The sequence below is a fragment of the Bacillus sp. GW821-FHT01G09 genome (genome assembly GCF_059422205.1).
In genome coordinates, this window is record NZ_JBWKWL010000002.1 from 942,916 (window position 1) to 958,347 (window position 15,432).

General features: G+C 35.4%; 13 protein-coding genes and 5 pseudogenes. 16 read left to right on the forward strand and 2 right to left on the reverse strand.

From position 1 onward, the window contains the following. Positions 1-304: 304 nt before the first annotated feature. The 6 genes and pseudogenes from AC07VD_RS10010 to AC07VD_RS10035 all read left to right on the forward strand — a co-directional run bounded on the left by AC07VD_RS10010 (position 305) and on the right by AC07VD_RS10035 (position 3,883). Positions 305-598: pseudogene (locus AC07VD_RS10010) on the forward strand (hypothetical protein). Positions 599-830: 232 nt separating this feature from the next. Continuing rightward, positions 831-1,177, forward strand: a pseudogene (locus AC07VD_RS10015) (hypothetical protein). Positions 1,178-1,306: 129 nt separating this feature from the next. After that, positions 1,307-1,558 carry a SunI/YnzG family protein gene (locus AC07VD_RS10020; RefSeq protein ID WP_014479887.1) on the forward strand — a complete coding sequence of 84 codons (252 nt, stop codon included), beginning with the start codon at positions 1,307-1,309 and terminating at the stop codon, positions 1,556-1,558. 183 nt (positions 1,559-1,741) lie between these two features. Beyond that, on the forward strand, positions 1,742-2,176 hold the full coding sequence (locus tag AC07VD_RS10025; RefSeq protein WP_072175706.1) for an SMI1/KNR4 family protein: 435 nt from the start codon (positions 1,742-1,744) through the stop codon (positions 2,174-2,176). A gap of 69 nt (positions 2,177-2,245) precedes the next feature. After that, a complete protein-coding gene (locus AC07VD_RS10030) occupies positions 2,246-3,037 on the forward strand; it encodes a DUF7225 domain-containing protein (RefSeq protein WP_494721731.1) in 792 nt (263 codons plus the stop codon). Between the two features lie 333 nt (positions 3,038-3,370). Next, positions 3,371-3,883 carry a GNAT family N-acetyltransferase gene (locus AC07VD_RS10035; protein ID WP_124059893.1) on the forward strand — a complete coding sequence of 171 codons (513 nt, stop codon included), beginning with the start codon at positions 3,371-3,373 and terminating at the stop codon, positions 3,881-3,883. 175 nt (positions 3,884-4,058) lie between these two features. Here the strand turns inward: AC07VD_RS10035 and AC07VD_RS10040 are convergent. Further along, a pseudogene (locus tag AC07VD_RS10040) lies at positions 4,059-4,289 on the reverse strand (SOS response-associated peptidase family protein); the annotation flags it as partial. 153 nt (positions 4,290-4,442) lie between these two features. On the opposite strand from AC07VD_RS10040, the gene AC07VD_RS10045 reads away from it, so the two are divergent. The 7 genes and pseudogenes from AC07VD_RS10045 (at position 4,443) to xynB (ending at position 10,602) form a co-directional block, all read left to right on the forward strand. Next, positions 4,443-5,084, forward strand: a complete 642-nt coding sequence (locus AC07VD_RS10045) for a DUF3885 domain-containing protein (RefSeq protein ID WP_124059894.1) — start codon at positions 4,443-4,445, stop codon at positions 5,082-5,084. A 106-nt stretch (positions 5,085-5,190) separates the two neighbouring features. Then, positions 5,191-5,509 (forward strand): annotated as a pseudogene (locus AC07VD_RS10050) (hypothetical protein). Between the two features lie 42 nt (positions 5,510-5,551). Then, complete coding sequence (locus AC07VD_RS10055; protein ID WP_124059895.1) at positions 5,552-5,827, forward strand: YnaG family membrane protein; 276 nt, start codon at positions 5,552-5,554, stop codon at positions 5,825-5,827. Positions 5,828-5,939: 112 nt separating this feature from the next. Then, positions 5,940-6,104, forward strand: a complete 165-nt coding sequence (ynzI, locus tag AC07VD_RS10060; RefSeq protein ID WP_047182651.1) for a small membrane protein YnzI — start codon at positions 5,940-5,942, stop codon at positions 6,102-6,104. Positions 6,105-6,243: 139 nt separating this feature from the next. After that, positions 6,244-6,714: a hypothetical protein gene (locus AC07VD_RS10065; protein WP_042975853.1), complete on the forward strand. Its 471-nt coding sequence runs from the start codon at positions 6,244-6,246 to the stop codon at positions 6,712-6,714. Positions 6,715-7,578: 864 nt separating this feature from the next. Next, positions 7,579-8,970, forward strand: a complete 1,392-nt coding sequence (locus AC07VD_RS10070; RefSeq protein WP_494721732.1) for an MFS transporter — start codon at positions 7,579-7,581, stop codon at positions 8,968-8,970. A gap of 30 nt (positions 8,971-9,000) precedes the next feature. Continuing rightward, positions 9,001-10,602, forward strand: a complete 1,602-nt coding sequence (gene xynB / locus AC07VD_RS10075) for a xylan 1,4-beta-xylosidase (protein ID WP_494721733.1) — start codon at positions 9,001-9,003, stop codon at positions 10,600-10,602. A 136-nt stretch (positions 10,603-10,738) separates the two neighbouring features. Here xynB and xylR read toward each other — a convergent pair whose 3' ends face one another. Further along, positions 10,739-11,893: a transcriptional repressor XylR gene (gene xylR, locus AC07VD_RS10080; protein ID WP_124059898.1), complete on the reverse strand. Its 1,155-nt coding sequence runs from the start codon at positions 11,891-11,893 to the stop codon at positions 10,739-10,741. A gap of 248 nt (positions 11,894-12,141) precedes the next feature. Between xylR and xylA the strand changes: the two genes are divergently transcribed. The 3 genes and pseudogenes from xylA to AC07VD_RS10095 form a co-directional block, all read left to right on the forward strand. Continuing rightward, a complete protein-coding gene (gene xylA / locus AC07VD_RS10085) occupies positions 12,142-13,479 on the forward strand; it encodes a xylose isomerase (protein ID WP_185184374.1) in 1,338 nt (445 codons plus the stop codon). A gap of 150 nt (positions 13,480-13,629) precedes the next feature. Then, on the forward strand, positions 13,630-15,129 hold the full coding sequence (gene xylB / locus AC07VD_RS10090) for a xylulokinase (RefSeq protein ID WP_185184375.1): 1,500 nt from the start codon (positions 13,630-13,632) through the stop codon (positions 15,127-15,129). Positions 15,130-15,233: 104 nt separating this feature from the next. Further along, positions 15,234-15,399 (forward strand): annotated as a pseudogene (locus AC07VD_RS10095) (glycoside hydrolase family 11 protein); the annotation flags it as partial. Positions 15,400-15,432: the final 33 nt, after the last annotated feature.

Sequence of the window (15,432 nt, forward strand, 5' to 3'; positions counted from 1 at the left end):
TTGGCACTAAAGGTGTCAAGGGATTTTTTATGTTAATAGGTAATAAATTATGGAGCGGCACTGCTAAAAAGCAGGGTCACTTTTAGTCTATGTCACTAATAATTCTATGTACTAAATTTTCAATTAGGGAAATAATTCCACGCATACGCATAAATAATTCGACAAATTCTGTGATAATTCCATTGTTCAATACTTCTACCAGCAATAATAAGATGAGTAAGGTAGATGTTTATCATTGACGTCATAACCAAATGAATCCATAATTACGTTGAAATCTAAATCAATTTTCAAAAAGGAGATTTCTATGAAAAAATTGACTATCTTCTCCGGGGGATTAGGAGTGGTTTTTTCTGTACTGGCTCAACTGTTTGCGGTTATAGATGACTCTTACACTTTGGGGAATTTATAGTTTTTAGGTGCTTTGGCGGGAATTATAACCATGCTTGCTTCAATCCAGACAAATAATAAACCAGTCTTCAGCATATTATTAATTGCTAGTTCAGTAATAGGTCTACTTGGAACTGGTCTTGTATACATCATACCAACACTTTTCAATATAATAATAATTTATAAATTTTCAAAAGTAAGCCAATGGTAAAATAAAGGTTTTTTTATTTAGTATTTCTTTGACAAGGTCGGTAATGAATCGCAGAATGCTTATGCTTGCAACTGGTCCACACAGCTGGGGCTTCCGTGGGCATGATTATCGAACGCCATGTTTCTAGGATACCGGAATTGAAATATTTGCTGAGACATTTCGTGAAGCTGATCACCAAATGACCATTTTCATAGAGGCACGTCTAAAGAAGCTATCATAGGAGGACAATACTGTGTGGAAAGCTTTAAGTCAATTACTCAAGAAACAGAAAAATCAAAGTCCAAGCGATGAAGATTATATACAGATTCCAGAATTAGAAGTAAAAGTTTTGGGGATGCTTCACAGTATCAATATAGACCTGGTTAATGTAATAGCCCAAGCAGTAAAGTCTAAGGAGTTTATAGGACAAATCGAAGGCATCTGGCATTCTATAACAAATCAATTTTATTCACTCGCTCAAGGGTTTGAGAATGAGGATATCAATAAGCTTTCTGCGGATCTTGATCATGCTGCCGCCACTTGGGAAACTGTTTTGCTAATAAAGCAAAAGAGTTTGTAACAAATTCATACCAAGGGTAAAAGAAAAATAAGGGCCTGAAAGGGCTCTTTTGCTTATAGTCATATTTCCCGTAAGTATTACTTTTTGGATTTTTAAATTTTAAAGCGTGTTTGTTTCACTGAATTCATAGTCAAAAGGGGAATGTTTTTATGCTTGGAATCAACGTTGAAAAATCAAATGAAAACTTAATTATCAATTGGCAGCTATCCAAAATTGAAATTCCAATCAAAGAAATCAATGATGTATTTCTTGATCCAAACTATGGGGGAGAGGAGAAAAGCGCAGTAAGGATTGGGTTTCCTTATGGCTCAACAGATAGGGTAGTAATTAAAACAGCATATAACACTTACATTTTGTTCACCACTAATCCTGCTTTAATTATGAGTAAAATTGTTTCTTAATAAACAGTTTATGTCCCTTTTAAATTTATCTTAATGTTCTGTGTGGTAAAATTTAGTGAGATGATTTAAGGAGGAGGAGCATTTATGGAAGAAGGAAAGTTAGTTCACATGACATTAGATGGTATTAAGAAAGCAGTTACTAAATATGGTACATTTCCTGTGTTCCATCATGGGGGTTATGTCTTGGAAGATGCTACTTTTCATTTCAAAGATCCTGCTAGTCCTCAAGAAATTAGCGATATAGAACAGAAGCTAGGTGTTACTTTCCCTAATGACTATAAAGAGTTTTTGTTACAGCACAATGGGATGGAAATGTTTGATGGGATTGAAATACTTAGCTTAGAGGGAATCATTGAATATAATGAGGTTCAAGATTTCCCAGAGGGATACGTTTTAATTGGATATCATTTTGATGGAAGATATGTCATAGACACAAACAAATCAAAAAATGGATTAGGCTATATGCTATATCTAGACTCAATTGATGATATTGAAGATGCGATTAACTTAGATTCTAATTTCGAGATATGGTTTGATATGCTAGTGTCTTCAAATGGAACGAAATATTGGGAAGTAAATCCGAATCTCCAAGAGTATTATAAACTGGTTTCAGAATAACACTTCGGCAAAAGAAAAAATTATGACTAATTTCAACAACCAAAGAAACTGCAATTTGAGGGAAGTATAATGACAATTTACGAGCAAATTAAGGATGCTTTGAAAAATAAGATCAATGAGTTGGTTTCACCTCAAGAAGTAAAGAAAACCCTTCAAGAAAAATACGGAACTAATCCGGATAGCATTATTTTATCAGATTATTGTTATAACCGGTATAATAAGGGGATTTCTTTTAATAAGCACCTCTTTGAATATATGAATAGAAGTTCTTACAAATACTTAGGTGAAAACTCTCTTTATACAGGACTTATTTTCAGAAAATCAAAAGGGGAAGATAAGGAAGTTATCGTAGGCGAATGGGTAAACGGTGTTAAATCACTCCGAGAAGCTTCTGTTACTAATAACCAAATAAATGATCAAGACGAAATCATTAGTAAAGAACAACTTGTAAACCTTTATAATGAATATAACCAAATCCTGAGATATGAAATGAATGTATTGAACTGTAAGCCTACAGAATTGAGGCATTTAATTGGCAGAATCGGTGAATTCATTTGTGCAATCCAAACCAACGGCACTCTGGCACGTCAAACTAATCAGCATGGATTTGATGTTGTGAGTGATGGCAGGCGGATTAGTGTAAAAACAACAGCTCAATCAAGTGGTTTTATTTCGATAAATAAAAATACATTTGATGATTTTGATGTTTTTTTTGTAGTTCAATACGTAAATGATGATTTTAAAGTTATTTTCTTCGGCTCAAAGGAAGAAGTGCAAAAAATAAGCAGAGTTTATGGAAGCCAATACGAAGTTGAAATATCACTTCTTAAAAAGCTTAATAAGGAATACCAATTAAATTAAACAATCTTGTTGATAACAAACATCCTCTTACTTATTGTAAGGGGATGTTTGTTTAATTCTTACATATTTTATCTTTGCAATCTGGCTTACGAGTTGCATCCACAGTAAATGATCTTACTTCGTCTTTAGTTTTGTCATAAATCCCCATATTACCCCTCAGAGAAGGGTAAGGTAATTATTTTGGAGAATCATATTCCATTGCTTGTTCACAGTCAGAAATCCTTGAGTTGTTCTAGCAAGAGGCAATATTGTTGAATAAGGATAGTTTTAAAGAGGTTATTGTTGTCTTCATATTGAAATAAAGATTAAGTATATTAGAGGGGAGTTGCTTTAATGCACATAACAACAAAAAGGTTATTGATACGTGAATTTGAATTCAAAGATTGGCAAGCTGTATATGAGTATACATCTGATAGTAATGTAATGAAGTATATACCTGAAGGGGTTTTTACTGAAGAAGATGCAAAGGCATTTGTAAATAAAAACAAAGGTGATAACGCTGAAAAATTCCCTGTCATACTAAGAGATGAAGACTTTCTTATAGGCCATATTGTTTTTTATAAGTATTTTGGTGAACATACATATGAAATTGGGTGGGTGTTTAATCCGAATTATCAAAATAAAGGGTATGCTTCTGAGGCAGCACAAGCTATTTTGGAATATGGATTTAAAGAAATGAACTTACATAGGATTATAGCTACGTGTCAACCTGATAATATTCCCTCATACCGAGTTATGGAGAAGATTGGAATGAGAAGAGAAGGATTTTTTAAAAAATGTATTCCAAAAGGCAATGAATGGTGGGATGAATATTATTACGCTATTTTAGAGGAAGAGTGGAATTGAACTTTATTGAGTGCGGCAATACAAACAAAATATCACCCTCTACTTAGAACATATTAGTTAAATGAAGGTGATATATAAAGTGATATGACAGTGATTAAATGGGATTCAATGAGCTCCGGTGAATTGTTTTTGGGTGAGTTCACTAAGGATGATACCTGATACGCAGCCATACCATTCGAGCGTTAATCATTTTATAACTGATCTTTTCACTTTTGCCCACGGGGGAATAAGACCCTATTTAAGTTTGCCAGACGATTGTTTGATCCGTTGTTGATGATTGTCAGGATTTTTTGTGAAGGAATATCTTTATATAGTGGTTGATTATTCCCTTCTGGTAAAAATTGATCTATGTTGGATTGCTTAACATGTCATTGAACTCAGAGAATAAAGTGAACCTGCCACAGATGTTCATTATCTTTTAGGGGGTTCCAAAAAGACCGTATTCCTATCGATCACTCAGAGTGAAAATGGTATACTAAAGTTACAATCACAGGAAGGAATTACAATTTTTCTAGGTCTACATAAAATCATCTGATTAATCGAAAGTGAGAATGTATGAATGAATTTAATAGGGTATATGGAGGAAAGGTTTCAAAACCTCGAATTAATTCCTAGCATCTATAATCAATGGGGCACAGGAATCCATTTTTGTCTTGGGGAAAATATCTATCAACTCAAAGCAAATGAAGAATTGAATCTAAAGATGTTTCAGGTTGTATATGAACAAACCTCAATCATTTTTAATGAATTATTTGAACAAAATGATGACATATTCCTTGTGACGAATATGTATAAGCACAAAAAGAAAGAGAAATGTATAAGAAAATTAAAGGTGTATCAACCGTTTCTAAAATGTAAAAATCATTTGAATCAAATTATGGTGAAGACATATCCCTACCCTTTCGAAATCAATAAAGCTGAAGAATACGAGATGCAACAATTTTCCCTGTTATGCAAACCTCGAGACTTACGTGTAACTGAATTACTTAAAGCAGCCAGTAATGAGGATTTTCCACAAAAACCGAAATTCGGAGGTTACTCTATTGATTACCCTGATGTTTTCTTTGTGAACATTACAAAAGACATTATTTTCTTTATCTATGATGATCGTGGATGTGAAGTCATAGCTCTTGATTTCAAACGAATACGTCCACTTTATGAAAAATATCACGACTGGGTAGAAGAGTATAAGTGCATGTAATACTCTTTCATAAAACGATTTATACCAGAAAAAGCAGAATTAGATTATGGGGGCCTTACATTAAACGGTTATTGAAACTAAGAAACTTAGAATTTTTTCAGTTGGGATTGATGATGAGAGATCTGCATTTTTATTAGTACTTGATGAAAGATTATTAGATTTTGATTCTCAAGGTGGAAACCTTATTAGTGTTTATTTAGTTACTCACTTTGAGTTATCTGATCAATCGTATTCTTTTGGGTATGAAGCATAACTGTTCGTATGCAATGGATATTCTAAGCGCTAAAGAGGAATTTGATTTCGATTTCCCATTTAATATGCTTGCAATAAAAAGCTATGTACAAGAATTAATAAAAATGTTAGGGATTGATATAACTCTGCCTGAAATGAAAGAAAGAGATTTTGACAAACTTTCTCAAGATTAAATAAAACTACGATTTTAAAGAGAACGGAGACTTGCTTTCAATATGAATGTTAAAAAAACTGCAGCTGTTTTTTCAATCACGATTCCAATTATCTCAGCTATCCTAATTATTAATTTTTTTACGGGAGTTATGTCAATTCCATGGCAAGGAATGCCGGTGTTTTTTCCATTATTGCTTTCTCCTATAGGAATCATTTTAGCGTTCGTTTCAATGAAGACAAATAAACGGTGTGCTGTATATGGGATTGTCTTAAATGCAATTATGTTTCCATTTCCTTTTTTCTGGTTTATCGGAGGGACTTTGTTATTTGGAGTTTAAGATCCATTAGGCAATACGCTTATACATTGGTATTTTCGAGCTTGTAAAAAGAAGGAATAAAAAATTTTCAGAATTGCTTGGCTTTACTTTATGTTGAAAGGGGTCGAGTAAGGTGGATAGGAAAAAGGATGAAATACAAAGAAAATATAGGGAACAAATGAGGGAGAAGAAAGAACAAGAAAAAGAAGATGGCAGTTCACATACTTTTGAAATTGTTGTTGTGCTAGCCATTATCATTTTGATGTTTTTCTTTAATTCAGTATTCAAGGCTTTTTAGATATTGTACAGATGACTTTCAGGATGTTTGAAAAAATAACCCTTTGAGATATATACCACATGAAAGTATTGAAGGACTTATGAAAATTCAAGAGCTAGTTGAATCTTAATAATTAATCACCAAATAATGGGGATGTAAAATGAAATTGTATAATGAATTTATCAATATAGCTAAAACGTTTAATAAAGAGTTAGACATAATTCCATTATTATATGGATCTTTAGGCCTTGAAAAGGTAACTGGGTTAGACTTTTCCCCAGAAGATATTGATATCCTTATTCCTTTAATTTTTTTAGAGGAAAAGTGGGAAAAACTAAAAAAAGTGATGGAACTGCATGGATACAAAATGGTTGATTTACATGAGCATGAATTTAAGAAAACTAATACAAAAATAGGCATTGCTTACATTGAGGATTTAAAACCATTTGCAGATGTAGACTATAATAACCTAGAGGTTTTTGAAGATGGCGGAGCGAAATATCATTTGCTAACGATTGATGATTACCTCAAGGTTTATAAAAAGTCTTTATTAGATGGTTATAGAAGAAGGAAGAAGAATCATAAAGACCAAAGTAAAATTAACATATTGAATAAATTAATACGGAATTAATTTCTGTATTCTCTTTTGTTTCCAGTCTCAATTAAAATTTTTAAGATTAAAATAAGTTTGAAAGGGTAAATCATAGTGTTTAACAGAGCCATTAATCCTCAGACAGTCAAAAAGCCATTTCTACTCCGGTTGAAAGCTTCTCAATTTTTGCTTCTTATTTATCTTTCCTGTATTGATATATGTATGTAGGGTTGGACTTATAACATAAACTATTCTGCCATTCCTGTTCTTTCAATTCATGACCGGGCTTGCCATCAGCATAAATCTAGGATAACAGTCTCCATACATCCTGTGATCACCTTTATCAAACTCTTAAATGCAACTTACCACTAACCAATTCCTTATTTCGCATAGATCATCTTTGTCATGTGTTTACACAAGAATCTGTTTTGGACTAATCGTCGTTAACTGATACATGACATTCGCAAATATTTGAGACACTGAATATAACGAAACAGTCAAAAATCAATATTTAATTCATTCTGTTTAAACTTTCTGAAAAAGATGTTGAAAAAGTCGAGAGGATTTTATAATATTAAATCAAGTTAGTTTGTTCGATCAACAAACTAACAAGATGAACTTTCATTGTCCACAAGATAAGGTCTTACTGAATATGGATGGAAGGGGGATAAGAGAATCGATTTAATGGAGCTAAACAATATAACAAACAAAAGAAAGAAGCTTTTATCCTTTTCCAGGTATATAAGGTATGACGAAAAAAGATGAATTTTCTGCTTGCTGATCACCATATTTTTTTGCACTGTTTTGAAAGCGCTTTTATAAAAGTTTACTGACCGTAAATTCGAGAAATTGTTATACCGTTTCACACTGTTCCATATTAAAGGATCGAAAAGGGGAGAAATCATGCTCAGTGAAAATATAAAGAAGATTAGCATGGTTGAAAAAGTTGGATATGCGTCTGGAGATTTTGCTTGTAATTTAATTTATGCAACAGTGTCTACGTATCTTTTGTTCTTCTATACAGATGTTTTTGGTTTATCGGCAGCAGCAGCCGGTACTATGTTTTTAGTGGTTAGAATAATCGACGCTCTCGCTGATCCTTTTATCGGAACAATAGTTGATAGAACGAACAGCAGATTTGGACGCTTTAGACCGTATCTTTTATTCGGAGCTTTTCCATTTGTCATACTGGCAATACTCTGTTTTACAACACCAGACTTTTCGGATATGGGGAAATTAATATATGCCTATATAACCTATGTTGGCTTGTCGCTTACATACACAACGATAAACGTTCCATATGGCGCGTTAACTTCTGCAATGACTAGAAATAATCAAGAAGTGGTTAGTATAACTTCTGTTCGCATGTTATTTGCGAATCTTGGGGGACTTGTCGTTGCATTTTTTGTTCCCTTACTGGCTGCATATTTAAGCAATACTTCCGGCAACGAGTCTCTTGGCTGGCAACTAACCATGGGTATTTTGGGAGTGATAGGCGGGTGCCTTTTAATCTTTTGTTTTAAAAGCACAAAAGAGCGGATCACTCTTCAAAAATCCGAAGAAAAAATTAAATTTACGGATATATTTGAGCAGTTTCGTGTTAATCGTCCACTTGTTGTATTAAGTATTTTCTTTATTATTATTTTTGGAGTGAATTCCATCAGTAATTCGGTTGGCATTTATTACGTAACGTATAACTTAGAAAGAGAGGATTTGGTGAAGTGGTACGGTTTGATAGGCAGTTTGCCCGCTTTGGTCATTTTACCGTTTATTCCAAGGCTTCATCAATTTTTGGGGAAGAAGAAATTACTAAACTATGCATTATTACTGAATATTATCGGCCTCTTAGCTTTACTGTTTGTTCCGCCAAGTAATGTATACCTCATACTTGTCTGTCGATTAATCGCTGCTGCTGGAAGTCTCACTGCCGGGGGATATATGTGGGCGCTTATTCCTGAAACAATAGAATATGGAGAGTACAGGACTGGAAAAAGAATGGGTGGGCTCATTTACGCTATAATCGGATTTTTCTTTAAGTTTGGTATGGCCTTAGGAGGAGTTGTTCCGGGTCTGGTTCTTGATAAGTTTGGATATGTGGCAAATCAGGCACAAACCCCGGCGGCATTAACGGGGATTTTAATTACAACAACCATTATTCCCGTGTTCTTGCTGGTTCTAGCTTTAATTGATATTAATTTCTATAACTTAGATGAGAAAAAATATAAAAACATGGTTCGAGAATTAGAGAATAGAGACAAAGTTTATTTGGATCATATTGATGATTTCAAGGCTTAAAAAAGAAAATAAACTGAGGAGGAGTCCCAAATGAAGATTACCAATCCAGTACTCAAAGGATTCAATCCCGATCCAAGTATTTGTAGGGCAGGAGAGGATTATTATATCGCTGTATCTACATTTGAGTGGTTTCCGGGAGTCCAGATACACCACTCAAAAGATTTAGTAAATTGGCACTTAGTTGCACATCCATTACAGAGAGTTTCACAATTAGACATGAAAGGAAATCCAAATTCAGGTGGGGTTTGGGCACCATGTTTAAGCTATAGTGATGGGAAGTTTTGGCTGATCTATACGGATGTTAAGGTAGTAGATGGCGCATGGAAAGATTGTCACAATTATTTAGTTACTTGTGAAACGATTAATGGTGATTGGAGTGAGCCGATTACATTAAATAGCTCGGGGTTTGATGCTTCTTTGTTCCATGATACGGATGGAAAAAAGTATTTATTAAATATGTTATGGGATCACCGTATTGATCGGCACTCATTTGGAGGAATTGTTATACAGGAATATTCTGATAAAGAGCAAAAATTAATCGGTAAACCAAAAGTTATATTTGAAGGAACTGATAGAAAACTGACAGAAGCTCCGCACCTTTATCATATCGGGAACTATTATTATTTATTAACTGCAGAAGGAGGAACACGGTACGAACATGCTGCTACAATTGCCCGTTCTACAAATATTGAGGGACCATATGAAGTTCATCCCGATAATCCAATCTTAACGTCATGGCATGACCCAGGAAATCCATTGCAAAAATGTGGTCATGCATCCATTGTTCAAACACATACAGATGAGTGGTATTTAGCTCATTTAACGGGACGTCCTATTCATCCTGACGATGATTCAATTTTTCAGCAGAGAGGATACTGTCCTTTGGGCAGAGAAACAGCTATTCAAAAACTTTACTGGAAAGATGAATGGCCCTATGTAGTAGGTGGAAAAGAAGGAAGCTTGGAGGTAGATGCACCTTCTATACCCGAAACAATATTTGAAGCAACGTACCCGGAAGTTGATGAATTTGAGGATTCAACATTAAATATAAATTTTCAAACTTTAAGGATTCCATTCACGAATGAATTAGGTTCATTGACTCAAGCGCCAAATCATTTACGATTATTCGGTCATGAATCATTAACTTCGACATTTACTCAGTCATTTGTAGCCAGACGCTGGCAAAGTCTCCATTTTGAAGCGGAAACTGCTGTTGAGTTTTATCCGGAAAATTTTCAACAAGCCGCTGGATTGGTGAATTATTACAATACAGAGAACTGGACGGCTCTTCAAGTCACGCATGATGAAGAACTGGGCCGCATTCTTGAATTAACAATATGTGACAACTTTTCTTTTTCACAGCCATTAAATAATAATATTGTTATTCCTCGTGAAGTAAAGTATGTATATTTAAAAGTAAATATTGAAAAGGACAAATATTATTATTTCTATTCTTTTAACAAAGAAGTTTGGCACAAAATTGACATTGCACTGGAATCGAAAAAATTATCAGATGATTACATCCGTGGGGGAGGATTCTTCACAGGGGCCTTTGTAGGGATGCAATGCCAAGATACCAGCGGTCATCATATTCCGGCCGACTTTAGATATTTTCGTTATAAAGAAAAATAATTTGCACATGAAAAAGGAGATTTCTATTTTAGAACTCCTTTTTCATGTGAGAAGGTGCCTATATCAATATTGCTTCAGAAATACTCCTAGAATAAAAAAGCTCATCTTTAAAGATGAGCTGTCTATTCCATAAAAATTACATTGTAACCTTGTCCAGAAAATGATCAATCACAATGGAGGACATTCCTAATGCCGGTGCATTCTGTCCTAAGGAAGATGGCAATAATTCATAGCTATTGCCTAATTGGGAATAAACCCTTGACGACACTTCACTTCTCATTGAATTTAAAACCATAGGATGCGATTCAATTATGCTATTTCTTAAAATTACGGCTTGAGGGTTGAAAGTATTTAGAATATTGGTAAGGCCTATTCCTAAATAGAATCCAAAATTTTGTAATGCATTTAAGGTTCCGATATCATTCAGATGGGCGAGGTCTATGATATCTTGATAGGACAGTTTTTTCTCTTTGGTCTGAAGAGATTTTAATAAAGCCTTCTCTGAAGCATACAATTCCCAGCAGCCTCGGTTTCCGCAACTGCATTTAGGACCATTAAAGTCTATTGTCATATGTCCCATTTCTCCAGAGAAGCCGCTTACTCCTCTATATAAATGATTGTTGATAATAACACCGATCCCTATCCCTGTGCTGATACTTACGTAAATAATGTTATCGTGATTTTTTGCAGCTCCAAATACTTTCTCTCCATATGCGCCAGCATTTGCCTCATTTTCAATAAAAACAGGTACATTGTACTTCTCTTGTATCGAAGATTTTAAGTCAATATCCCTCCAGTTGGAGTTCGGAGTGAAAACAATTTTTTGATCTTTATCAATGAGTCCAGGCACGCAAATACCTATACCAATAAGCCCGTACGGAGATTGGGGCATATGCGTCATAAAGTGATGAATCATATCAATCAAAATGTCTTTCGTTATTTCTGGAGAATTGGATTCCAAATGGCAGTATTGATCAAGAACGATCGTTCCTTCGAGGTCTGTTAAAATGCCATTGATATAATCCACACCAACATCTATTCCTACGGAGTATCCTGCCTTTTTATTAAAAACAAGCATGACAGGTCTTCTTCCGCCACTTGATTGTCCTTGACCTATTTCAAATACCAGATTTTCTTTCATTAACGTGTTTACCTGTGATGAAACAGTTGATTTATTTAATCCAGTCATTTCAGATAATTTTGCTCTTGAAATAGGTGAATTTTTAAGGATTTCTTTTAATAATAACTTTTGATTTACTTTTTTGACAAAGGTTTGATCAGCGATATCCACTTCATCCACTCCATTTGTTTAATCTTTAAATTAAGTATGAACATAGTACATAGCGAATCTTCCCTTTATTATATCTAATGTGTTCATAAAAAACTAAAAAAAATATTGAAAATACTGATGAGGTTATATAAGATGAAAATAAGTTAGTTTGTTTAAACAACAAACTAATAGGTAACTTACAATATGAAATAAAATGCATTTGTATTTGAATGATCATGTTTTGAATTTATTTTTAAGGGGGAAATTACATGGCTCAATCTCATTCCAGTTCAACCAACTATTTTGGAAGCGCAAACAAAGTGGTTTACGAAGGGAAAGATTCGACTAATCCTTTAGCATTTAAATATTATAATCCTCAAGAAGTAATCGGCGGAAAAACGATGAAAGAGCATTTGCGATTTTCTATTGCCTATTGGCATACATTTACTGCTGATGGTACAGACGTTTTTGGAGCAGCTACGATGCAAAGACCATGGGATCACTATAAAGGCATGGATCTAGCGAAGATGAGAGTAGAAGCAGCATTTGAGATGTTTGAAAAACTAGATGCACCATTCTTTGCTTTTCATGACCGGGATATTGCACCAGAAGGCAGTACGCTAAAAGAGACAAACCAAAATTTAGATATGATCGTGGGCATGATTAAAGATTACATGAGAAATAGCGGCGTTAAGCTATTATGGAATACCGCAAACATGTTTACGAATCCCCGTTTCGTCCATGGTGCCGCGACTTCTTGCAATGCAGATGTGTTTGCGTATGCTGCAGCACAAGTGAAAAAAGGGTTAGAAACAGCAAAAGAGCTTGGCGCTGAGAACTATGTATTTTGGGGCGGCCGTGAAGGATATGAAACATTGTTAAATACCGATTTAAAATTTGAGCTTGATAATTTGGCTAGATTTATGCATATGGCAGTGGATTATGCGAAGGAAATCGGGTACACAGGGCAGTTTTTGATTGAGCCAAAACCAAAAGAGCCGACCACCCATCAATACGATACAGATGCAGCAACAACCATTGCCTTTTTGAAGCAATATGGCTTAGACAATCATTTTAAATTAAATCTTGAAGCCAATCATGCCACATTAGCCGGGCATACATTCGAACATGAATTGCGCATGGCAAGAGTACATGGTCTGCTTGGCTCTGTTGACGCAAACCAGGGTCATCCTCTTTTAGGCTGGGATACGGATGAATTTCCGACGGATTTATATTCTACGACATTAGCAATGTACGAAATCCTGCAAAATGGCGGCCTAGGAAGCGGCGGATTAAACTTTGACGCGAAGGTCAGAAGATCTTCTTTTGAGCCTGATGATCTAATATATGCCCATATTGCAGGGATGGATGCATTTGCAAGAGGATTGAAAGTTGCCCACAAATTAATCGAAGATCGTGTGTTTGAAGATGTGATTCAACATCGTTACCGCAGCTTTACTGAAGGGATTGGTCTTGAAATTATAGAAGGAAGAGCTAATTTCCACACACTTGAGCAATATGCGCTAAATCATAAATCAATTAAAAACGAATCTGGAAGACAGGAAAAATTAAAAGCGATATTGAACCAATACATTTTAGAAGTATAACAGGATAAGCTCCAGATCCTGCTATCAATACCAAGTCACTGAATTACCCGTCATGATTCCTTTCCTATTGCTTGTTGTTATGACGGGTAACTTCTATAATTAGGATTTATTTAGAGTGAATGGTTTTTTAAAAGGGCAAGGAGTGAAAAAATGAAGTATGTCATTGGAATAGATCTTGGAACGAGTGCTGTTAAAACCATTTTAGTTAACCAAAACGGCAAGGTTTGTGCAGAAACGTCCAAAAGGTATCCGCTTATCCAAGAGAAGGCGGGATATAGTGAGCAAAATCCTGAAGACTGGGTGCAGCAAACAATTGAAGCATTGGCTGAATTGGTTTCTATATCCAATGTTCAAGCCAAGGATATTGACGGGATAAGCTATTCGGGACAAATGCATGGATTAGTACTGCTTGATAAAGATCGTCAGGTGTTACGTAATGCAATTCTTTGGAATGATACCAGAACAACGCCTCAATGTATCCGGATGACCGAGAAATTTGGCGATCATCTTCTTGACATCACAAAAAACCGTGTTTTAGAAGGGTTTACATTACCTAAAATGTTATGGGTAAAGGAACATGAACCTGAACTTTTTAAAAAAACTGCTGTGTTTTTGCTTCCGAAAGACTATGTGCGATTCCGTATGACCGGTGCCATTCACACGGAATACTCCGATGCAGCAGGAACTTTACTTTTACATATTACTCGCAAGGAGTGGAGCAATGATATTTGCAATCAAATTGGTATTTCTGCAGATATTTGTCCTCCGCTTGTTGAATCTCATGATTGTGTAGGGTCGCTGCTTCCGCACGTTGCCGCCAAGACCGGGCTATTAGAAAAAACAAAAGTGTACGCTGGGGGAGCAGATAATGCTTGCGGCGCTATTGGAGCAGGTATCCTTTCTTCCGGAAAAACTTTATGCAGTATTGGGACCTCAGGGGTCATACTTTCCTACGAAGAAGAAAAAGAAAGAGACTTTAAAGGCAAAGTCCACTTTTTTAATCATGGAAAAAAGGATTCTTTTTATACGATGGGCGTCACGCTCGCTGCAGGATACAGCTTGGACTGGTTTAAAAGAACGTTTGCACCAAACGAATCGTTTGAGCAATTATTGCAGGGGGTGGAAGCTATTCCGATAGGAGCCAATGGACTGCTATACACTCCTTATTTGGTTGGTGAAAGAACGCCGCATGCTGATTCTTCTATTCGGGGAAGCTTGATCGGAATGGATGGAGCCCACAATAGAAAGCACTTTTTGAGGGCAATAATGGAAGGTATCACATTCTCTTTACATGAATCAATTGAGCTATTCCGCGAAGCGGGAAAATCAGTTCATACTGTTGTTTCTATTGGTGGGGGAGCTAAAAATGATACGTGGCTGCAAATGCAAGCTGATATTTTCAATACGAGGGTAATTAAGTTAGAAAATGAACAAGGGCCAGCTATGGGGGCTGCAATGCTGGCTGCCTTTGGAAGCGGATGGTTTGAATCCCTTGAAGAATGTGCAGAGCAGTTCATTCGTGAGGCTGCTGCATTTTATCCAAAGGCGCAAAATGTTCAAAAATATAAAACACTATTTGATTTGTATAAGAACATTTATACTCACACAAAGGATCTCAATCAAGCTTTGAAGAGCTTTCGAAAAAACTAATGATGTTATTGTCCGGAGATCAACCGAAGAACAATTAATGATCAATCATCATCAAAGGCCTTTTATGACATGGCTGCCTTCTTTTGAAAAGATGGTGAGAATAAGGTATCGCAACCTTTAAACAGTATTCGAGTGTCCAGCAGACAAAACGAACGAGCGGAACCGTATTCTGTCAGCGAACACTTCAAGAAGTGAGAAAGCTTAGGAATGCCAATGGGTAAGATATATGAAACTGCGCTAACGACGGTAGAGGGATCTCTTGATTTATGATGAAATAGGAAGGATGTTTACACACAAATAACC

Bases quoted from the DNA above. Each gene is read 5' to 3' on its own strand.
- xylA (WP_185184374.1), top strand. From the start codon at position 12,142: ATGGCTCAATCTCATTCCAGTTCAACCAACTATTTTGGAAGCGCAAAC.
- AC07VD_RS10035 (WP_124059893.1), top strand. From the start codon at position 3,371: ATGCACATAACAACAAAAAGGTTATTGATACGTGAATTTGAATTCAAA.
- xylB (WP_185184375.1), top strand. From the start codon at position 13,630: ATGAAGTATGTCATTGGAATAGATCTTGGAACGAGTGCTGTTAAAACC.
- AC07VD_RS10045 (WP_124059894.1), top strand. From the start codon at position 4,443: ATGAATTTAATAGGGTATATGGAGGAAAGGTTTCAAAACCTCGAATTA.
- AC07VD_RS10070 (WP_494721732.1), top strand. From the start codon at position 7,579: ATGCTCAGTGAAAATATAAAGAAGATTAGCATGGTTGAAAAAGTTGGA.
- AC07VD_RS10030 (WP_494721731.1), top strand. From the start codon at position 2,246: ATGACAATTTACGAGCAAATTAAGGATGCTTTGAAAAATAAGATCAAT.
- xynB (WP_494721733.1), top strand. From the start codon at position 9,001: ATGAAGATTACCAATCCAGTACTCAAAGGATTCAATCCCGATCCAAGT.
- AC07VD_RS10065 (WP_042975853.1), top strand. From the start codon at position 6,244: ATGAAATTGTATAATGAATTTATCAATATAGCTAAAACGTTTAATAAA.
- AC07VD_RS10055 (WP_124059895.1), top strand. From the start codon at position 5,552: ATGAATGTTAAAAAAACTGCAGCTGTTTTTTCAATCACGATTCCAATT.
- AC07VD_RS10020 (WP_014479887.1), top strand. From the start codon at position 1,307: ATGCTTGGAATCAACGTTGAAAAATCAAATGAAAACTTAATTATCAAT.